19 protein-coding genes are annotated in these 21,243 nt (G+C 39.8%); 15 read left to right on the top strand and 4 right to left on the bottom strand.

Translation table 11 applies throughout. From position 1 onward, the window contains the following. Positions 1–5: 5 nt before the first annotated feature. The gene (locus J1899_RS16610; protein ID WP_214475329.1) at positions 6–212 is read right to left on the bottom strand and encodes a twin-arginine translocase TatA/TatE family subunit; all 207 of its coding nucleotides are present in this window, start codon (positions 210–212) and stop codon (positions 6–8) included. Positions 213–420: 208 nt separating this feature from the next. Beyond that, positions 421–1,326, bottom strand: a complete 906-nt coding sequence (locus tag J1899_RS16605; protein WP_214475326.1) for a 4Fe-4S dicluster domain-containing protein — start codon at positions 1,324–1,326, stop codon at positions 421–423. A gap of 245 nt (positions 1,327–1,571) precedes the next feature. Here J1899_RS16605 and J1899_RS16600 point away from each other — a divergent pair, with 245 nt between their 5' ends. Genes J1899_RS16600 through J1899_RS16590 form a run of 3 tightly spaced genes read left to right on the top strand, consistent with a single transcriptional unit; the run spans position 1,572 to position 5,360 of the window. Next, positions 1,572–2,789 (top strand): PucR family transcriptional regulator, encoded by a 1,218-nt coding sequence (locus tag J1899_RS16600; RefSeq protein WP_214475324.1) that lies wholly within the window; start codon positions 1,572–1,574, stop codon positions 2,787–2,789. A gap of 17 nt (positions 2,790–2,806) precedes the next feature. After that, the gene (locus tag J1899_RS16595) at positions 2,807–4,825 is read left to right on the top strand and encodes a molybdopterin-dependent oxidoreductase (protein ID WP_214475322.1); all 2,019 of its coding nucleotides are present in this window, start codon (positions 2,807–2,809) and stop codon (positions 4,823–4,825) included. Next, positions 4,818–5,360, top strand: coding sequence for a 4Fe-4S dicluster domain-containing protein (locus J1899_RS16590; protein ID WP_214475320.1), 543 nt, complete (start codon positions 4,818–4,820; stop codon positions 5,358–5,360). Before J1899_RS16595 ends, J1899_RS16590 begins: the two co-directional genes overlap by 8 nt. Before the next feature lie 355 nt (positions 5,361–5,715). Here the strand turns inward: J1899_RS16590 and J1899_RS16585 are convergent, their stop codons facing one another. Beyond that, entirely contained in the window at positions 5,716–7,095 is a 1,380-nt protein-coding gene (locus J1899_RS16585) for a VWA domain-containing protein (protein ID WP_214475318.1), read from the bottom strand. Between the two features lie 160 nt (positions 7,096–7,255). Here J1899_RS16585 and J1899_RS16580 point away from each other — a divergent pair, with 160 nt between their 5' ends. Further along, a complete protein-coding gene (locus J1899_RS16580) occupies positions 7,256–8,044 on the top strand; it encodes an SDR family oxidoreductase (protein WP_214475315.1) in 789 nt (262 codons plus the stop codon). A 72-nt stretch (positions 8,045–8,116) separates the two neighbouring features. Here J1899_RS16580 and rnhC read toward each other — a convergent pair whose 3' ends face one another. Next, a complete protein-coding gene (rnhC, locus tag J1899_RS16575) occupies positions 8,117–9,055 on the bottom strand; it encodes a ribonuclease HIII (RefSeq protein WP_214475313.1) in 939 nt (312 codons plus the stop codon). 130 nt (positions 9,056–9,185) lie between these two features. Here rnhC and zapA point away from each other — a divergent pair, with 130 nt between their 5' ends. The 11 genes from zapA to trxA all read left to right on the top strand — a co-directional run bounded on the left by zapA (position 9,186) and on the right by trxA (position 21,093). Further along, positions 9,186–9,437, top strand: a complete 252-nt coding sequence (gene zapA / locus J1899_RS16570) for a cell division protein ZapA (protein WP_066443082.1) — start codon at positions 9,186–9,188, stop codon at positions 9,435–9,437. 8 nt (positions 9,438–9,445) lie between these two features. Further along, complete coding sequence (locus tag J1899_RS16565) at positions 9,446–9,988, top strand: CvpA family protein (RefSeq protein WP_214475311.1); 543 nt, start codon at positions 9,446–9,448, stop codon at positions 9,986–9,988. 122 nt (positions 9,989–10,110) lie between these two features. Further along, the gene (polX, locus tag J1899_RS16560) at positions 10,111–11,829 is read left to right on the top strand and encodes a DNA polymerase/3'-5' exonuclease PolX (protein WP_214475309.1); all 1,719 of its coding nucleotides are present in this window, start codon (positions 10,111–10,113) and stop codon (positions 11,827–11,829) included. Positions 11,830–12,043: 214 nt separating this feature from the next. Further along, positions 12,044–14,401, top strand: coding sequence for an endonuclease MutS2 (locus J1899_RS16555; protein ID WP_214475307.1), 2,358 nt, complete (start codon positions 12,044–12,046; stop codon positions 14,399–14,401). A gap of 16 nt (positions 14,402–14,417) precedes the next feature. Continuing rightward, a complete protein-coding gene (locus tag J1899_RS16550) occupies positions 14,418–14,825 on the top strand; it encodes a DUF350 domain-containing protein (protein ID WP_066443086.1) in 408 nt (135 codons plus the stop codon). A 299-nt stretch (positions 14,826–15,124) separates the two neighbouring features. Next, the gene (locus tag J1899_RS16545) at positions 15,125–16,828 is read left to right on the top strand and encodes a long-chain-fatty-acid--CoA ligase (RefSeq protein WP_214475305.1); all 1,704 of its coding nucleotides are present in this window, start codon (positions 15,125–15,127) and stop codon (positions 16,826–16,828) included. Positions 16,829–17,153: 325 nt separating this feature from the next. After that, positions 17,154–17,738, top strand: a complete 585-nt coding sequence (fadR, locus tag J1899_RS16540; RefSeq protein WP_066443088.1) for a fatty acid metabolism transcriptional regulator FadR — start codon at positions 17,154–17,156, stop codon at positions 17,736–17,738. Positions 17,739–17,769: 31 nt separating this feature from the next. After that, positions 17,770–18,543 (top strand): enoyl-CoA hydratase, encoded by a 774-nt coding sequence (locus J1899_RS16535; protein WP_214475302.1) that lies wholly within the window; start codon positions 17,770–17,772, stop codon positions 18,541–18,543. A 124-nt stretch (positions 18,544–18,667) separates the two neighbouring features. After that, the gene (locus J1899_RS16530; protein ID WP_214475300.1) at positions 18,668–19,441 is read left to right on the top strand and encodes an electron transfer flavoprotein subunit beta/FixA family protein; all 774 of its coding nucleotides are present in this window, start codon (positions 18,668–18,670) and stop codon (positions 19,439–19,441) included. 34 nt (positions 19,442–19,475) lie between these two features. Further along, positions 19,476–20,453, top strand: a complete 978-nt coding sequence (locus tag J1899_RS16525) for an electron transfer flavoprotein subunit alpha/FixB family protein (protein WP_214475298.1) — start codon at positions 19,476–19,478, stop codon at positions 20,451–20,453. 325 nt (positions 20,454–20,778) lie between these two features. Further along, positions 20,779–21,093, top strand: a complete 315-nt coding sequence (gene trxA, locus J1899_RS16520; protein WP_066443093.1) for a thioredoxin — start codon at positions 20,779–20,781, stop codon at positions 21,091–21,093. Positions 21,094–21,243 lie beyond the last annotated feature (150 nt).

Below are 21,243 nucleotides of genomic sequence, written 5' to 3'. Positions count from 1 at the left end.
TCCGCTTAAAGATTTTTAACGGTGTCATCGGTTTTCTTCTTTTCATCTTCACTTTGGCTATGATCCTCGAGCATCCCTTTCGTAGAGCTTTTAAACTCTTTCAATGTTTGGCCCATGGCCCGGCCGATTTCAGGGAGTTTCTTCGGACCAAAAATGATTAGCGCAAGTACTAAAACTAAAATTAATCCTGGAATTCCAATGTTTGTTAACATTTAAAACACTTCCTTACTTTTAATTGGTTTACAGGTTCCCGCTGTTCTGCTGAAAAAGGCAGGAAGGATAAGCTATCTATCAAAATGAATGATTTTCCTATCAAATGAAATGAACTTCCTATCAAACAAAAGCATTTTCCTATCAAAATAGTTGCATTTCCAATCAAATTCGAGCATTTTCCTATCAAATGGCACATATCACTACCGCTTATCCCAAGAAGGAGCCATACTGTTTCATTTTTTTACAGCGTACACATTCCTCTTCCACATGGGAGGCTGAAGTAAACGCAGCATGACAGGAAGAACACTTCTTTTGATAGAGGTGGTGTATACGAGTGCTGGCTCTCTGAATATTATCTGTTATAGTGATTGCTTTTTCCTGGCAAATATCAGCACAGAGCATACAGCCTGTGCAAGTTTTGGCCGAGATGGTAAGCTCAGTCTCTGAAAAATGAAAACAGTTCTTTCGGCAAAGCATTTCACATGCTTTACATAAGGTGCATTTTGACTCATCCAGCTCGATCTCTTTAAATTGATACTCCTTAAAATAATGGGCAAGCTCCAAATTCTGATGATTAAAACGCCATTTTGCTGGTGCCATTTGTCTGACTGTTGTAGCTGCTCCTTTTTTCCAAAAAGAAAAGACTTCACGCCGTGTCATTTTTTCTTCTTGCTTTTGTAATTCGAATTGTATCATTAACGCTTCTTCATTTAGCTGTGCTAACTTGCTGTTGATTTCTTTGAGAAATCTCTTCCACTCTTCGCTAAGTTCTTTATTGTGAAAGTAAACAGATGTCACTCCTGTTTGATAATATCCAAGCATTTCTTTTATTGAGGGAGGTTTCTCCTCTGCAATGAATACATGCTCTATTATGCGTCTTTTTGGATAAAAACCCTCTACAGCCTGGACAGGGCATTCTGCAATGCAATCGCCGCATTCAGTGCATTGATTTGGCTGGATAATTGGTTTTCCATCTTTTAAAACAATGGCGTTCATCTCGCAGGAATCCAAACACTTTGTGCAGCTTGAAAAAGGACTTTGATAGCGGCTGCACGTTTTTAAAATTTGGAACTCATAATCCAAACTTTCCATCCACCGATCGAATAAACCCATCAAAGCCGCTCCTTTCCTTTTTATCACAAACATGATTTGTGATTTATTTCACAATCAGATTCATGACTATATTATAAATCATGAAACTTGGGAGTGATATATCTTCTATGCACGAAAATTTACTCTTTTTTTTGTACGATAAGCCAATGAATTTTTACGGTGTTGTGACATCCATTGTGAATAGGCGTTTATTCTTATAAGATGAAGGTAATAGATATTTCGAGTTTAGAAAGGAATTGAATATAATGGAAATAAGTTTTTCAGTTCCAGACTATTTGCAAAGATTATTAGTCTCCTCGCAAAAGCGAATGGAAGGGATCGCCCAGGAGTTAGCAGACATTTTATCAATCCCCATTCTGATCGCTGATCCTCTTCTAAATCAAATCGTGTCTATCTGGGATAAAGAAGGTACAAAAATTGAATACATTGAAACAGCAATAAATGGTCTAAATCAAGAAGTTCAGGAACCTGTATCATGTGTTATATCTGCAGCAGAAGAGCTTATTAAAGGGGTATGTATGGAAATTCATGTCGATGGGCGTGTTCGGGGATATGTGATTGCGGTGAATGATAAAAGCAGATTTCCTCTTGAACTAAGTGAAATCCTCCAATTTGCATCAACGCTTTGCTCCATGGAAATTCAAAATACATTAACGATGAAACAGGAAAAACAAAAGCTGCGGGAAGTTTTTCTATATGACCTCTTATATGGAAATATTAAAAAAAGAGAAGATATTATTTCGTACGGTCAGATTTGGGGGTGGGATTTTCAGCAGGCCCATACTGCGGTCGTTTTCTCCTTAAAAGATTTTGACTATTTTTCAGATGACCGGCATTTAATAGATTTGCTGTTCTATATGATTGAAAAAGCCATGCTTGATCGCAGGCAAAGACCGATCTCTATCAGGAAACGAGGCGAAATTATCCTCATATATCCGTCATCCCCTGAAGGAGGAACAGATCATCATTCAGAGATAAAAGAGTTTGTTTCCTTAATCATGTATTTGTCTAAATCCCATCATCTAAGTGTAAGAATTGCTGCAGGGATCGGAAGGAGAAGAATGCTGCCGGAAGAAATTCACCGCAGCTACCAGGAGGCAAAGGTGGCGTATGAACTGGGATTGCTATTGAATATTTCCGTTCCGTTTTTTAGCAGCCTTGGTCTGGAGAGAATCTTATATAATCACGATTTACATGATTTAAAAGAGTACTATGAACATACACTGGGAGAGCTGGAAAAATATGATCTGGAGCATGAAAGTGATTTAATGAGCTCTTTAAGTATATTTGCTGCCAATCAATTTGATCTGACAAAAACAGCTGAAGGAATGTATGTGCACCGCAATACGTTAAGGTACCGTTTTAAAAAGATCGAAGAAATACTTGGTGAAAAGCTGGATGATATGAATATAAGGCTAAATATTATCGCCGCCTTAAAAATTAAGCAGCTTGGAAAAATCTAAAGATTGAGGTGTACAGCATGAAAATCTTCCGAAATGCTTGCCCGCGTAATTGCTATGCCTCCTGCAGCATGCTTTCTTATGTGAATAATGGGAAGCTTGTAAAGGTGGCTGGAGATGATCAGCATGGCTATACGAAAGGAAACCTATGTGCAAAAGGATATGCTTTTACACAGTATGTAACTCATCCTAATCGGCTAAAATATCCGATTATGCAGTCACCGCGGAGCTCTGGAAACTGGAAAAGAATATCGTGGGAGCAGGCATATACTATAATTGCTGACAAGATCATTGAATTGAATGAGCGCTATGGATCGAATTTAGCAAGCGGCTATAATAAGTTTTCAGGCAATATTGGGCTGATGCATTATGCAGCTGAAGCTATGTTTAATAGTATAGGGCCGCATACAAAACCAAAAGGAAACCTCTGTCTGACAACTGGAAATGATGCGCTTAAGGAAAGGTTCAAGCAATTCGAACAAAGCAGCCCTGAAGATATGGCAGCTGCAGATTTAATCGTGATCTGGGGAGCGAATCCCGCTGTCACAAATATTCCGCAAATGAAGTATATATTCCAGGCAAGAAGAGCGGGTGCAAAGGTAGCTGTCATTGACCCAGTATTTACAGAAACTGCAGCAAAAGCAGATCTTTATATTCAAATTAAGCCAGGAACTGATGGGCTACTTGCTTTATATGCTGCTAAACGTATAGCAGATTCTTCATTTTTTGATGAAAACTATGCTCAGGATTGCACAAACAATTTTATTCAGTTTAAAAGGATCATGGAAAAGGTTCCAAGTGCAGACAAAGTGAGTGAACTTACCAATGCTCCTATATCGGCAATTGAGGAACTTGCTGAATTATATATACATGCAGCATCGAGTGTTACATGGATTGGATTTGGTATGCAAAGAACAAACATAGGCGGTGAAAACGTTCAAGCTATAAGTGCTCTTGCTGCGATGACAGGTTTCCTTCAAAAAAAGAAAGGAAAGCTCTTCTATGCACACGATGACTTGGAGCAGTTTCCATTACACCTTTTGAAATTCCCGGAACAAAAACATTCCGAAGCCCAGGCATCTAGAGCAATAGATATAAATTCATTTGCAAAAAATGCCTTAGAGCTTTCGGACCCGCCATTAAAGTTTTTATGGATTGCGTCACGAAATCCCTTCTCCCAGGATAATAATCTTCAGTCATGGATGAAGCTGATACAGCAGCTTGAATTAATCGTAACGGTTGATTTATATATGACCAAAACAGCCGAGATCTCTGATATTGTCCTCCCTGCAGCTACCCATTTTGAAGAGATGGACTTAATTGTGAGCTATTGGCATCATTGGATCTCTATTAATGAACAATCCTTAGCAGGTTACTTTGAATCAAAAAGCGATCTGCAAATTACAAGAGAACTTACAAACAAGCTGAATGAACGATCGCCAGGATTCTCAACTTTTCCATCTGAGCTGGAGGCATTAGACTGGATTCAAAAAGAGCTGTCGCCGGAAATTCAAGAGCTTTATGGTATCCAAGATTATACAGATTTGCTGAGTGGACCGCATTTAAAAAAGCCGGAGAAAATTCCCGCTAAGGAAAAGTTTAGCTTTAATATTCCGGATGTAAGTGGTTATTTAGAAAATGTAAAAGTTCAGAAAGACAGCTTATTATTTCCGTACCAGCTGATCACTCCGCAATCGCTTTTAACAATACATTCGCAATACGAGCACCTGTCATGGCTGACTGGGACAGATGAAAATAGTGAGGATACTATTGCTGAAATCTCTGCCATTGCAGCTGAAGAAAATAAATTAATGCCAGAAGACAGCATCGAAATTTTTAATGAAAATGGCTGGGTAGATGCTAAGGTAAAGGTCAACCCCTATTTAGCGAAAAACATTGTACTTGTTAAACAGGCAGGTAAAAAACCTATTAATTGGATCATTGTTCATCAAGAAAGCGACCAATGTCAGGAAACGAGTACACACTTTTACGACAGTAAAGTGAACATCCGAAAGAAAAAGGTGAGCAGGAATGGTTAAACAGCTTGGTTTTGTCTTTGATATTGATTTATGCATTGGCTGTAAAACCTGTGAAGTTGCTTGCAGAAATGAGAATCAAACTGCTGGAACTGTGCGGTGGCGGAAAGTAACAAGACAAGTGGATGGCAGCTTTTTATCATTATCATGTAATCATTGCAGCAGTCCGGAATGCTTCAGAGTGTGTCCAGAGAATGCATTTACAAAGAGAATGGATGGCATCGTAGAAATTCACGCTGAGCGCTGCAGCGGATGTGGTCTATGTATGGAGGCATGTCCGTATCAAGCTCCACAATTTGACCCTATTACGCATAAAGTCACGAAATGCCAAATGTGCAATGACCGTATCGATCAAGGGCTGCAGGCTGCTTGTGTGGAGGCTTGTCCGACAGAAGCATTAACTGTCAAAGATTTAAACACGTTCTGCCATGTAAACGGAATGGGAACAACATTGGGCTTTCCTGATACTAGACTTACAAATCCATCTATCGTATTTTTACCGGAGAAGGAACGGAAGAGGTATTTTCAGATGAGGTAGTATAGCATCATCTTGGGAAGGCTTAGTATGAGCCATAGACGGAGAAATTCCGGTTAATATGCCTAGAGGGTGCTTATAGAGGAGATTTAAGCGGAAAGATTCCAGTTATCTTCTCAAATTATAGCTAAATTCAATGATTTTTTTGCTTTAAGCGGAAAACCTCCGCTTATTATGCATGAAATATTAGAATTTCTTAAAATAAACGGAATTCGTCCGCTTAATTTTCAAAAAGAATGCAAAAATGCCTGGTCCACCATATTCCAAGCATTTTTGCAATGTTCGTTCTCGTTTTCGCCTTCTTCTGATCAGGATGCTTCTTATTCACTGAAAAGGATTTGCTGAAACAACGATCGTATTATAATTGATACTGTGCTTGTGCAAGTAATCCTTTTTGTTTCGCTTCTTTTACCCATTGCGGATATTCCTGCATAAGCAGGTCATATAATTCGCTGTCAGAGATGTGCCCGGGGTCTTCAATACTGAAAAAATCTGCGTTATCTAAATATCTTCCTTTTAAGTCATCGAGCTTTTCCAGGAAGGTAAAATCTGATTGAAACATACTTGTGAAGAATCCGCGTTTTTTCGTCCCTTTATTCGATTTCCCAATAGCCATGAATTGCCAGAACAAAGGTTCATAGGAAGCATTTTGAATATGGCTGATTGTTGCACTTTCATCAAATGTCGCTCCATCTGTTACAAACATTACATAAACAGGAACATTGCTTGCATATGGAGAGTTCCTTTTAGAGGCAGAGCCAAAGTAATGCTCCCGAATGGTCTTCATAGCTTTTCCGTAATAGGTTCCGCCTTCAAGAGGATATTTTTTTATAAGATTGTTAACAAAGCCATTGAAATTATCAACAGACAATTCTCCTGCATCGTGTGCATTTGCTCCGAATAAGAAAATATCAATCGTGCCATCATCATCAAAACGTGTTCCTAATGCAAGAATCCTCTCGGCAAATTCCTGTATTTTTCCGGAACGATACAGACTATGCATGGATCCGGATATATCGAGGCATAAAGCTACCTTTGCCTGGTGGTCATGCAAGCCAGCTTTCTCTAAAGACACCTTCGCCTTTTTGGATAAATCTAATAGCTTAGGAGCTTGTTCTGCCATCTTCTTTTCGAGCATGATTTTTTTCGATTGAGATTGAGCGGTTTCTGGTGCCGGCTGCTGTTGCACAGGTGGTGCTGACTGCTGCTGTTCCTGCTCCTCTTCCACTTCTCCGCCGAAGTCCCTTAATAATGCTGCTAAGCCTCCATCAAAACCTCTTCCAACAGAAGATGCTCTCCATACCCCTTTATGATAGATTTCAGTCATAATGATTGCTTTTTCATTCTGAAAATCCTGTCCGCTAAATGAGTATTCTAAAATAGCTTGTCCTCCTGCTTTGATCTGCAGTGTGCCGCTCTGTATTGTTCCCATTGCTTCATTGCCATCAATGGTCGCAGTGAATACAAGGTTCTGGATCGATGCTGGAAGTTTTGATAAATCAATGCTGAAATGGCCCATCCCGCTTTTATGATTCAGCAGCTGAATCTCTTTTGAGGGGGAAGCTGTTTGATTATAAAAAATCATATACCGGTCATCTGCTAGTTTCTTATTTTCATTTAGTCCAAAACAGGTGATGTCAATTTCTGCATGAGCGTTTATGATGACTTCGATCTCAACGATCGTGTCGGTTGTGAAATCAGATAGTTTAACTTTTTCTCCGCGAATTAAGTGCTTCATATGATCCTCCTGAATTGTTTTTGTTAATAGAATTATACGATACACACTATTTCTGTTCAATTTTTACAATAAGTGTACGTCTCCGCAGGTTTTCATAAGGTTTATGAGAGAAAAGAGTGGGAACATTTGAATATATACAGGCTATAAAGGAGATGTGATGATGAAAAAGACCATTATGATTACGGGTGCAGGCTCAGGACTGGGAAGAGGCACTGCAATTGGGCTGGCTAAGAAAGGCCATAAAGTCATTGCAGCAACAGAAACGACTTCACAGAAAACGAGTGTACTCAGAGAAGCTGAAGAACTAGGGCTTTCAAATCTGGAAGTACTTAAGATAGACATTACCAATCCAATCGATTTAGTACAAATAGATGAATATGATTTTGATATTTTCGTAGCAAATGCTGCTATTAATGAAGGCGGACCGCTGAGCGAAATTCCGATGGAGCGCTTTAAAGCCATCTTTGAAGTGAACGTATTTTCGACACTTGAATCTGTTCAATATGCAGCGAGAAAACTTGTTGAAAAAGGGAGCGGAAAGATTTTCTTCTTAAGTTCGATGGCAGGCGTTATGAAAACGGCATACGGCGGTCCTTATGCTTCTACTAAACATGCCATTGAGGCCTTGGCTTTAACTCTTAAACAGGAGCTTGATCCACACGGCGTAAAAGTGGCAACGATTAATCCAGGACCATACAACACTGGATTTAATGACAGGGCAGCAGAAGAAAAGTGGAAATGGTTTGATGACGAAGTTCACTTTACAAGTGGTGAAGATATGAAGGAAAAGGAAAAAGGCTTAGAAAATCAGTACGATCCTAAAGAAATGATTGAGGTAATGGTCGATCTGATTCCTTCTGATCATCATAAGGTTCGAAATGCCTATCCGCCAGAAACGGAGAAGCAAATGAAAGAAACGGAAAAGAAACAATGGGAAATGGATATTTAGGATTTATATCAGCTGCTCTAAAAATAAAAACCCAAGAATGCTTGATTGGCATTCTTGGGTAACATAAGTCTATTACATATATTTCTTCCTATAAAGTTTCTTGGACTTTTCAGTATTGGCAAAATGCAGCTTCACAAATTGAGGAAGTGCATCTATTCCTTTTTCATGAATTAAGCGCGCACCTGCTTCATCCACTTTGCCGCCAGCTCCTTTGGTTAAAGGGAATCCAGCTTCTTTTGCCAACTTGTCAAATTGCTTTACAAATGCATAGCGGGCAAGAATCGATGCTGCTGCAACAGCAAGATGAACACTTTCAGCTTTTGTACTGAAATAGACCCGATCGCGGTGCACCTTTGGCTGGCTTTTTAAATATTGGTAATAAACATCCTTTTGCGCAAATTGGTCAATTAAAATCACTTCGGGCTGCTCTGGAGCAATTTTCTCTAGCAGATGGCCAATGGCTTGGTTATGAAGAAGAGCCTTAATTTTTCCCTGCGACATCCCTGACATCTGCAGTTTATTGTATTTATCATTATGTAAGGTTAAGAGACTGTACGGTATTACTTCTTTAATTTGTTTGGCAATGCTGATGATTTTCTCGTCATTTAAATTTTTAGAATCACGAACGCCAAGCTCCTTCAGCAATGGAAGGTTAGCTTGACTTACATAAGCGGCGACGACGGTTATTGGTCCAAAAAAGTCTCCTGTCCCGACTTCATCGGATCCTATACAGGAAAGACTGCTGATATTTTCTGGCAGGTTTGCAGCAGCAGGTTTACTTTCCTTTTTTGCCTTTGGTTTAGCGATATCCCCGCCCCACCTGGCAGATTCTGATTCTGCGCCGGCTCCTTGAAAAAGAACCTTTCCAGATTTGTAGGCTGTGATCGAGCAATTGTTTGCTTTAGCAGCAAATACGCCCCCTGGAGGGATTTTTCCGGTCGAGAATGGCTCATAGTGAGCCTGCATTTCTTTAATCTCAGGTAAACTCTTTAGCAGTACAACATGACTCATATTTTAATCTCCTTCTAAAAATCTCTGAATTTACAGTATCTGTGCTATTTTTGGCATGCTTTGACTTCCCACAAATTAGACCTTCGTGTTATGATATTGATTAGGATTCTTTTGAATGGGGGTTCAAAGGTTGTCAAATACGGAAAAAAATCGCACTAGTGTAGATATATATGGGCAGCAATATGTAATTGTCGGCACTGAAAACTCCAGTCACATCCGGCTTGTTGCATCAATCGTTGATGATAAAATGCGTGAGATAAGCTCTAAGAATCCTTCACTCGATACGAATAAATTAGCTGTCCTCACAGCTGTTAATGCTGTTAATGATTATCTGAAATTAAAAGAGCGGCTTGAGGATGAATTAAAAAGAGTAAAGGACTGAAAAGCATCATGCTTGATCTTTTTATAATAGTTATATTGTTATTTGGTTTTTTAGTAGGATTAAAGCGTGGCTTTATCCTGCAGCTGATTCATTTAACAGGCTTCATTATCGCTTTTATTGTAGCGAGAATGTATTACGAGCCTCTTTCGGAAAAACTGACCCTATGGGTGCCTTATCCCAACTTCGGCAGTGATTCAACCATGCAAATGTTTTTTGCTAATGATAATTTAGAAGATGCTTACTATCGTGCGATCGCATTTGCCATCATATTTTTCGCTGTAAAAGTACTATTGCAGATTATTGGAAGCATGCTTGATTTTGTTGCAAGCTTGCCAATTATTAAACAGCTTAATATTTGGGCAGGCGGCATTCTTGGTTTTATAGAAGTTTATCTTATCATGTTTATTATATTATACATAGCCGCATTAGTACCAATTGCGGGAATGCAAACATATTTTAATGATTCATTTATGGTGGATTTAATTGTCAATCATTCACCTGTATTATCAGAGACAATTAAGGATATGTGGATCGAATATATGGCAGCCTAACTTCTCTTTGCGGAGAAGTTTTCTTTTTGATTAAGGATGAAATGTTATAATCACTAAGGATGTACTCTCCTGAATAATAGGAAATACTAAATAAATAGGATCTAAATGGGCAGGTGTGTAAAATGATCATCAACAAAAAAGACGTTATAAAATTACTGGAAACTATTGCAGTATATATGGAATTAAAAGGGGATAATCCCTTTAAGACAGGGGCTTTTCGAAAGGCTGCTATTGCTTTGGAAAACAGTGACTTAAGTTTGTCTGAAATGACAGATTATACGAGTCTTTCTGGCATAGGCAAAGGCACTGCAGCTGTTATAGAAGAATATGTACAGGAAGGAACATCCTCAGTGTTAACTGAGCTGAAGGAACAGGTGCCGCCTGGATTGATTCCTTTGCTGCATATTCAAGGTTTGGGCGGTAAAAAAATTGCAAAGCTCCATAAAGAGCTTGGAATTACAGATGCACAAGAATTAGAGCAGGCATGCAAGGAAAATCGTGTGCAGGGACTTGCTGGATTTGGAGCGAAGACAGAGGAAAAGATTCTGGCCGCTTTATTAAATGCCGGTACACAGCCGGATCGGCTGCCGCTTGCTTATATGCTTCCTGTAGCAGAAGCAATAGAGGATGCGCTGGGGAATATCCCGGAAGTATTAAGGTTCTCCAGAGCCGGCAGTCTCAGAAGAATGCGCGAAACCGTTAAAGACCTTGATTTTATTATTTCTGCAGATGATCGGACAGCCGTAAAAGAGCAGCTTCTTGGTCTTCCATCCATTAAAGAAGTAATCGCAGCGGGTGATACAAAGGTTTCAGTTGTTTTTGAGCATCAATATGATGTTTCCTGTGATTTTCGGATTGTTGCACCCAGTGAATTTGCGACTACCCTGCATCACTTCACTGGCTCTAAGGATCATAATGTAAGAATGAGGCAGCTTGCTAAGGAACGCGGAGAAAAGATCAGTGAATATGGAGTAGAAAACGTTGAAACTGGAGAAGTAAAAACATTCTCATCAGAAAAAGAGTTTTATGCACATTTTAACTTGCCGCATTTTCCGCCGGAAATTCGAGAAGATGGCAAGGAGGTTGACTTGTTTACACAAGAAACGAAGTTAATTTCACTGGAAGATATTAAGGGCGATCTTCATATGCATTCGACGTGGAGCGATGGAGCGTTTACAATAGAAGAAATGATTGAGGCATGCCGAAAGCGCGGCTATCAATATATGGCCATTACGGATCATTCGCATTATCTGAAGGTAGCTAACGGTCTGACACCAGAACGGTTGCGCCAGCAAAGAGAAGAAATAAAAAGACTTAATGAAAAATATGATGATATCACCATTTTAGCAGGAGTTGAAATGGATATCTTGCCGGACGGCACACTTGATTATGATGATGAACTGCTTGCTGACATGGATATTGTCATTGCTTCCATTCACTCATCCTTCTCACAGCCGAAGGAAAAAATAATGGACAGGCTAAAAAATGCACTGCAAAATGCTCATGTAGACATTATTGCCCATCCAACAGGCAGACTGATTGGAAAACGGGAAGGCTATGAAGTAGATATAGATTTATTAATTCAATTAGCTAAAGAAACGAATACTGCACTTGAATTGAATGCCAACCCTAACAGACTTGACCTTGCTGCGGAGCATATACAAAAGGCGCAGGAAGCGGGAGTTAAAATCGTCATTAATACAGATGCCCATAAAATCGATACGTTAGCTCATATGGAAATTGGTGTATCTGCAGCGAAAAAAGGATGGGTTCAGACAGCATCCGTTTTAAATGCAATGGAAACGCAGGATTTATTGGATTACTTAAAAACGAACGATTAATATATTTTGAATCATAGAAAGGCGGGGAGATCCCTGCGTCAAGCCACTTCTGCTTTTCGAATTGTCTAGGTCCAGTGGCTAGCCCCTCGAGGTCATAAGTCAAGCCATTCAGAACAATCAGAACAACCTTCCGTCTGGCTTGCATTATGCTTGTCGGGGGTGAACGAGCCACTTTCGCTTTTCTATAAATCACATCCTCGAAGGAGGGGGAATTATGCAAGAACGCGCTTTAAAGGTTTTGGAATTTAATAAAGTTAAGGATCAGCTGCTTGATTACGTATCATCTGAGGTCGGCAGAAGAAAAGCAGAGAGAATTCAGCCATCCACCGACTATGAGACGGTTGTCCGTCTGCAGGAAGAAACAGATGAAGCTGCTACCGTGTTAAGAATTAAAGGCAATATTCCTTTAGGGGGAATTTTTGATATAAAGCCTCATGCCAAGCGAGCTATAATCGGCGGGATGCTTAGCCCCCATGAGCTAATGCAGGTGGCATCGACCGTACATGCCAGCAGGCAAATGAAAAGGTTTATTCAAGAGTTTTCAGAAGAAGAAAACGACATTCCCATCTTAATGGCATATTCCGAAGAGATCATTGTATTAGCGGATTTGGAAACCTCTATCCGCAATGCAATTGATGAAAATGGTGAGGTGCTGGACAGTGCGAGTGAAACACTGAGATCGCTTCGCGTCCAGCTTCGCACAAGAGAAGCGCGTGTGAGGGAAAGACTTGAAAGTATGATCAGGTCTTCTAATGCGCAAAAGATGCTGTCTGATGCGATCATTACGATCAGAAATGACCGCTTTGTTATTCCTGTTAAACAAGAATATAGAGGCAACTACGGCGGGATTATTCATGATCAGAGTTCATCCGGCCAGACATTATTTATTGAACCTCAATCTGTTGTGCAATTAAATAATGAATTGCAAAGTATTAAAGTAAAAGAACAGCAGGAAATTGAAAAAATCTTAATTGCCCTTTCAGCATACACAAGTGAATTCAAAGAAGAGCTGGAAACGATTGTGGATGTGCTTGCCCAAATTGATTTCATGTTTGCAAAAGCCAGATATGCTAAAAAGATTAAAGGCTCTAAGCCAAAAGTAAACGATGAGGGAAGAATTTCTCTCTTTAAAGCACGGCATCCGCTCATCCCAATAGACGAGGTAGTCGCGAATGATATTGCCATCGGTGATACATATACCTCTATTGTCATTACTGGACCAAATACGGGCGGTAAAACGGTAACACTTAAAACAGTTGGATTATGTACATTAATGGCCCAGGCAGGTCTGCAAATCCCGGCTCTAGATGGATCAGAGATTGCTGTTTTTGATGCTGTTTATGCAGATATTGGGGACGAGCAGTCCATTGAGCAGAGTTTAAGTACATTTTCATCTCATATGGTTAATATTGTCGACATTCTTGAAAAGGCTCAATACAACAGCCTTGTTTTATTCGATGAATTAGGTGCTGGCACAGATCCGCAGGAAGGTGCAGCATTAGCGATTTCCATCTTAGACGAAGTGAATAAACGCGGAACCCGTGTCATAGCGACAACTCATTATCCTGAATTAAAGGCATATGGCTATAATCGGGAAGGTGTCATTAATGCCAGTGTCGAATTTGATATAGAAACATTAAGTCCGACCTATAAACTGCTTATTGGTGTTCCTGGCCGAAGCAATGCATTTGAAATTTCCAAACGGCTAGGCTTAAAAGAAGACGTTATAAATGTGGCAAAGTCGTATATTAGTGCAGACAGTAACCAAGTCGAAAATATGATTGCATCCTTGGAGGAAAGCCGTAAACAAGCAGAAACAGATCGTGAAGAGGCCAATGAATTGCTCAAAAATGCAGATCTTCTGCATAAGGATCTTCAAAAGCAGATGGCTGAATATTATACTAAAAAAGAAACTCTTTATGAAAAGTCTGCAATAAAAGCAAATGAGATTGTTGAAAAAGCAAAGCAGGAAGCAGAGCAAATTATCCATGATCTGCGGAAAATGCAAATAGAAAAACAAGCAGAAGTGAAGGAGCATGAATTGATTGAAGCGAAGAAGCGTCTTTCAGAGGCAGCTCCGGCACTGAAAAAGAAACAAAGTCCGGAACGAAATGCCGATGGCAAACGAAAGTTAACACCAGGTGATGAAGTGAAGGTGTTAACGTTTGGCCAAAAAGGACAGCTGCTTGAAAAATCAGGTGATAATGAATGGCATGTTCAAATCGGAATCCTGAAGATGAAAGTGGAAGAAAAAGACTTAGAATTTATTAAAAGTCCTAAAAAGACTGAAACAAAACCGCTTGCTACTGTTAAAGGCAAGGATTACCATGTCAGCCTGGAGCTTGATCTGCGCGGAGAACGATTTGAGAATGCCCTTATGAGAGTCGAAAAATATATCGACGATGCTCTTCTTGCCAACTATCCGCGTGTATCAATCATTCATGGAAAAGGAACTGGTGCACTGCGGCAGGGGGTACAGGAATATTTACGCAATCATCGTTCTGTTAAAAAAATCCGCTTTGGAGAAGCGGGAGAAGGCGGTACTGGTGTAACCGTCGTGGAATTTAAGTAAGAGGGGGAAGTGAAATATGGAAGGTTTTTGGGAAAATGAGTTTATCCAAACCGCTGCCTACTATAGTGTTGTCGTCCTTTGTATGATTGTCTTTTTAGCTGTATTCGAACTTGTGACAAAGTACAGAAACTGGGAAGAAATAAAAAACGGCAATATCTCCGTAGCAATGGCCACGGGCGGGAAGATATTTGGTATTGCCAATGTGTTTAGACACTCCATTATGCATAACGATACGCTTTTTACGATGATTATATGGGGAGTATTTGGATTTTTCCTATTGCTTGTCGCATATTTTATCTTTGAGTTTTTAACACCAAGATTTAATGTAGATGATGAGATTAAGAATAACAACAAAGCAGTTGGCTTTATTTCAATGGTCATCTCTATTGGTCTGTCATTTGTCATTGGAGCAAGTATCGGATAGAGGGAGAAGGGGAAAATGGAGAAGCTTGCAAAAGTATTAATCGTGGTTAGCGCCCTTTTTGTGCTAGTTGGACTTGTATATATTCTTTTCATTGCCTAATGGTGATAACAAAAAAGAATTGCCCGTGTTAAGGGCAGTTCTTTTTTGTTATCCAATAGGCTTATATCTATAAGATGGCTGTTAACATCTCCTGCTTATAAACTACACCGTTTATTCTAATTGTTTTGTTTAAAGCAGTATATTATAATGAGGTGAGAACAATTAGAATGTTCAAAATACTTAAAGAAAGGGGATCGCGTATGACTGAGTATAAACCATGGCTTAACCTGTATCCTGAAGAAATTCCTAAAGAACTCATCTATGAAAATCAGCCTGTCCAGGATTTTTTGAAAAATACAGCTGCAGAATTTCCTGAAAAAACGGCTGTTCATTTTATGGGTAAGGAATTCACTTACTCATACATTTATGAAGCTGCACTTAAACTGGCCGGCTATCTGCAATCGATTGGGATTGAAAAAGACGATCGGGTAGCGGTTATGCTGCCGAATACTCCACAATCTGTGATCAGCTATTATGGAATCCTATTGGCTGGCGGGATCGTTGTTCCGACAAATCCGCTTTACATGGAAAGGGAGTTAGCGTATCAGCTGAAGGATTCAGGGGCAAAAGCAATCATTACAATGGACATTTTATTTCCGCGTGTGTCGAAAGTGAAACAGCAGACAGATCTTCAGCATATAATTGTAACCGCTATCAAAGATGCACTTCCATTTCCAAAAAATCTTATTTATCCCTTTATACAGAAGAAACAATACGGAATTGTGGTCAATGTCAAGCATGAAGGAAATCATCATCTATGGACAGAAATACTAAAGCTGCCTTCTATTCCTGTAAGTGAGCAGGAGATTGACTTTGAGAATGACTTGGCTCTTTTGCAATATACAGGCGGAACGACCGGCTTTCCTAAAGGAGTTATGCTGACACATAGAAATTTAGTGGCGAATACGGCAATGTGCCGAGCTTGGCTGTATAAGTGTGAAAGAGGGAAAGAAACTGTTCTTGGCATTTTGCCTTTCTTCCATGTTTATGGAATGACGACTGTCCTGCTGCTTTCCGTTTTAGAAGGCAATAAAATGGTGTTAATGCCTAAGTTTGATGCAGGGGATACATTAAAAACCATTCAAAAGCAAAAACCTACTCTGTTCCCAGGTGCCCCAACGATTTATATTGGGCTATTAAACCACCCTGATATTGAAAAATATGATCTTTCATCCATTGATTCCTGTATTAGCGGCTCCGCTGCACTTCCGGTAGAGGTTCAGCAGAAATTTGAACAAATTACAGGCGGAAAACTAGTTGAAGGCTACGGCCTGACTGAATCATCACCTGTTACACATGCTAATTTTTTATGGGATATGCCGAGAATAAAAGGAAGTATTGGTGTGCCTTGGCCTAATACAGATGCTGTCATTTTTTCAATGGAGAATGGCGAAAAGCTGCCTCCAGGTGAGATAGGGGAAATAGCTGTTAAAGGTCCACAAGTAATGAAAGGCTATTGGAACCGTCCAGACGATACGGAGCAGACTTTAAGAGATGGCTGGCTTTTAACAGGAGATCTTGGCTATATGGACGAAGATGGATATTTTTATGTAGTGGATCGTAAAAAGGATATGATTATTGCTGGGGGCTTTAATATTTATCCCCGTGAAATAGAAGAAATCCTATACGAGCATCCAGCCGTTCAGGAAGCAGTTGTAGCAGGTATACCAGACCCTTATCGAGGTGAAACCGTTAAAGCCTATATCGTTTTAAAAGATGGGAACGAAGTAAGCGAAGAAGACTTGAATGTATTTGTCCGTAAGCATTTGGCAGCTTTTAAAGTGCCAAGGGTATACGAGTTTAGAGAAGAATTGCCTAAAACAGCAGTAGGGAAAATCCTGCGCAGAGCATTAATTGATGAAGAGAAGAAGAAATTTACCGAAGATGAAGAAAAGCAAGCCTAGACGGTAAAATAATGAAAAAATGAAACATTCCAGCTTTCATTTAAAAGGACCGGAATATTCGGCTCTTCTTTTTTGAATATTAAGGCTTGTCCATTCATAATTGTAAATGTCATAATAGGATAAAAGAAAAAAGTGGTTATTTTCTTGACAATATAACCTTCTATTACTATTATTAAATTATGAATGATGATTCATTCATTAAATCTTTCTTTGTGTTCATTATTAGATTTAACAGCTCATACGAAGCACTGCAGAGTTGTGTTTATAGAATGAAAAGAGATCACGAGATAAGATGTAAGATGTGTCTTGAAGGGAGGGAAACGGATTGAAAAAAGATAAACCAAAATATCGGCAAATCATCGATGCAGCAGTCGTTGTTATTGCTGAGAATGGCTACCACCAGGCACAGGTTTCCAAAATTGCAAAGCAGGCTGGTGTTGCTGATGGAACGATATACTTATATTTTAAGAATAAAGAAGATATTTTAATCTCTCTCTTTCAAGATAAGATGGGCCATTTTATTGAAAGAATTGAAGAGCAGATTGCAGGAAAAGAACGGGCTGTAGAGAAGTTATTAGTCATGGTCGAATCCCATTTTACAATGCTTTCTCAAGATCGGCATCTTGCTATCGTAACACAGTTAGAGCTAAGACAGTCTAATAAGGAGCTTCGCCTTAAGATCAATGAGGTGTTGAAGGGTTATTTATCTCTTGTTGATAAAATTCTTGTTGAAGGAAAAGAAAACGGTGAGTTTTCTGGAAATCTCGAAACAAGACTTGCGCGGCAAATGATATTTGGGACGATGGATGAAGTGGTGACAACCTGGGTGATGAATGATCAGAAGTATGATCTTCCCTCTTTGGCGCCATCTGTACATCAGCTGCTGATCAGCGGATGCAAGGCGGATTGACCATCTAATAAGTAGAGAGGTGAATAAACCAATGGAATACTTAAAGTGGAATCATCAAGATCATGTTGCGACTATTACAATCGACAGAGCACCAGCAAATGCACTATCATCACACGTTTTAAAAGAATTCTCATCAGTACTGGATGAAATTGAAAAAGCAGATGATATTCGTGTTGTATTGATTCACGGAGAAGGAAGATTTTTCTCTGCTGGAGCGGATATAAAAGAGTTTACTTCAATCACTAGCGGAAGCGAGTTTGAAAAGCTTGGCCAATATGGTCAGGATCTGTTTGAAAAAATGGAGAGGTTCCCGAAACCATTAATTGCAGCCATTCATGGTGCAGCATTAGGCGGAGGGCTTGAGCTGGCAATGGGCTGTCACTTCCGACTTGTTTCAGACAATGCCAAGCTGGGACTGCCGGAGTTACAGCTGGGGTTAATACCCGGATTTGCAGGCACGCAAAGACTTCCGCACCTTGTCGGCAGAGCCAGAGCTGCTGAAATGCTTTTTACAAGCGATCCGATTACGGGGCTTGAAGCCGTTAAGTACGGACTGGCAAACCATGCCTATCCAGAAGCTGAACTGTTAGAAAATGCCTATAATTTAGCCAAAAAAATCGCAAAGAAGAGCCCGCTTTCCATTAAGGCAACGATTGAGCTATTAAATTACACAAAATCAGATCAGTTTTATGAAGGTGTTAAAAAAGAAGCTGAGCTTTTTGGCGAAGTGTTTGCATCAAATGATGGCAAAGAGGGCATCTCAGCTTTTATTGAAAAGCGTGAGCCCAACTTTACAGGCAAATAATGCAGCGAGTAGTAAATGATTAACTGAAGGTGAGCGGATGCTCAAAAGCCTTCAGTTTCATTTAACATAAATTTTCCGAATCTTTAGAAGTGAAGAAATGATTTAATAATTTAGGAGGGACATTATGAACATCTATGTTTTATTAAAAAGAACGTTTGATACTGAGGAAAAAATCACGATTTCTTCCGGAAAAATAAATGAAGATGGCGCAGAGTTTATTATCAATCCTTATGATGAGTATGCAGTGGAGGAAGCCATTCAAGTTCGCGATGCACATGGCGGAGAAGTAACGGTTCTTTCAGTTGGAAGTGAGGAAGGTGAAAAGCAGCTTCGTACTGCACTGGCGATGGGAGCCGATAAAGCGGTATTAATCAACACGGAAGACGATCTTGAAGAAGGAGATCAGTTTACTACCTCAAAAATCTTGGCCGAATATTTAAAAGACAAGGAAGCAGATTTAATCCTGGCAGGAAATGTGGCAATTGACGGCGGATCTGGCCAGGTTGGACCGAGAGTGGCTGACCTCTTGGATATCCCCTATATTACAACCATAACGAAACTTGAAATTGATGGTACAAATGTAAGCGTTGTCCGAGATGTTGAAGGAGATTCCGAAGTGATTGAAACATCTCTTCCTTTATTGGTTACAGCTCAACAAGGCTTGAATGAACCTCGTTACCCTTCGCTGCCAGGGATTATGAAAGCGAAGAAAAAACCCCTGGATGAACTGGAGCTGGATGATTTAGATCTTGACGAGGATGACGTAGAGCCGAAAACAAAAACAATTGAAGTGTATCTGCCTCCTAAAAAAGAAGCCGGAAGAATTCTTGAAGGTGAACTGCAGGATCAAGTAAAGGAGCTTGTACAACTTCTTCATAACGAAGCAAAAGTCGTTTAATAAAACGTAAAATAAAACGCAGGAGGTTAACATAATGAGCAGAAAAGTTTTGGTATTAGGTGAAGTAAGAGATCAATCTTTGCGTAATGTCACATTTGAAGCAATCGCCGCAGCAAAGCAGGCTGCAGAAGGCGGCGAAGTGGTCGGATTATTAATCGGTGATTCTGTAAGCGCTTTATCGGGTGAATTAATTCACTTTGGTGCAGACCGCGTACTAACGGTTGAACATGAACTGCTAAAGCAATATACTTCAGATGGCTTTTCACAAGCATTAATGGCAGCTGTGGATGCTGAAAGTCCAGAAGGTATTATCCTGGGGCATACTGCATTAGGAAAAGACCTTGCACCTAAGATCGCAGCAAAGCTTCAATCCGGATTAATCTCTGATGTTACGCAGATCGAAGAAGCAGGCGGAAATATTGTCTTTACACGGCCGATTTATTCAGGGAAAGCCTTTGAAAAGAAAATCGTAACAGACGGTCTTATCTTCGCAACGATTAGACCAAACAATATCGCTCCTCTTGAGAAGGATGAAACAAGATCAGGAGAAACATCAGCTTTATCTGTTGATATAAAAGATCTTCGCTCCATAATTAAAGAGGTTGTCCGCAAGGCAAGTGAAGGTGTAGATCTTTCAGAAGCAAAAGTGGTTATTGCAGGCGGCCGCGGAGTGAAAAGCGAAGATGGATTTGAGCCGCTAAAAGAGCTGGCACAGGTCCTAAACGGTGCCATTGGTGCATCACGCGGAGCTTGTGATGCAGAGTATTGTGATTATTCACTGCAAATTGGCCAGACAGGAAAAGTTGTAACACCAGACTTGTATATTGCCTGCGGAATTTCAGGTGCGATTCAGCATTTAGCAGGAATGTCAAACTCTAAAGTAATCGTTGCTATTAATAAAGATCCAGAAGCAAATATTTTTAAAGTTGCAGATTATGGCATTGTAGGCGATCTTTTTGAAGTGGTGCCGATGCTGACAGAAGAATTTAAGAAGATCTTAGTAAACGCGTAACAATCATTGAAACAGACGGAATCAACTGCTATTGAAGGAAGAGCAGCAGCTGTCTGTTTCTTTTTATTAAAATGTGGATCCTGCTCTCATGTTGCTTTGCAATTGGAACGGAGCGTGCGGGAATTCCAGCTTTGTTTTATGGAGATGCAAAGAGATTACAAAATAACATCTCAAAAAAAGAACCATGTCTGTGAAACAGCAATCATGAATATTCCCATGAATTTGAGGGTATAGTACGAACGAGCAAATTGTTCGCTTCATATGGTGTTAAATGGTATACTCTCGATATGTTATGAATTAGTTGAATTGATTAGGAGGCATATAAATGGCTATTACACATGCAACAGATCAAAACTTTACTGAAGAAACAGGTTCAGGTTTAGTACTTGCAGATTTCTGGGCTCCATGGTGCGGACCTTGTAAAATGATTGCTCCAGTTCTTGAAGAGCTTGACGGAGAAATGGGCGATAAAGTAAAGATCGTTAAAATTGATGTAGATGAAAACCAAGAAACTGCTGGTAAATTCGGCGTTATGAGTATTCCTACATTAATCGTTCTTAAAGACGGTGAAGTAGTAGATAAAGTAGTTGGCTTCCAGCCAAAAGAAGCATTATCTGAGCTTCTTTCCAAGCATGCATAATTAGCATATTTGGATTTGTACGTTTTAAAAAATCAGCTTCTTCAATCTGATCTGCCCTGCTGCAATGATGAAGAGTGCCTTTTACTATAATTATTGATGCAGAAAGCAGATAATGAGTGTAATGACAGTTGATCCCCGGCTTCTTCCTGA

This window comes from Cytobacillus gottheilii (assembly GCF_018582665.1).
GTDB lineage: Bacteria > Bacillota > Bacilli > Bacillales > Cytobacillaceae > Cytobacillus > Cytobacillus gottheilii.
The sequence above is the reverse complement of the archived record's forward strand: the minus strand, read 5'-3'. Positions and strand labels throughout refer to the sequence as shown.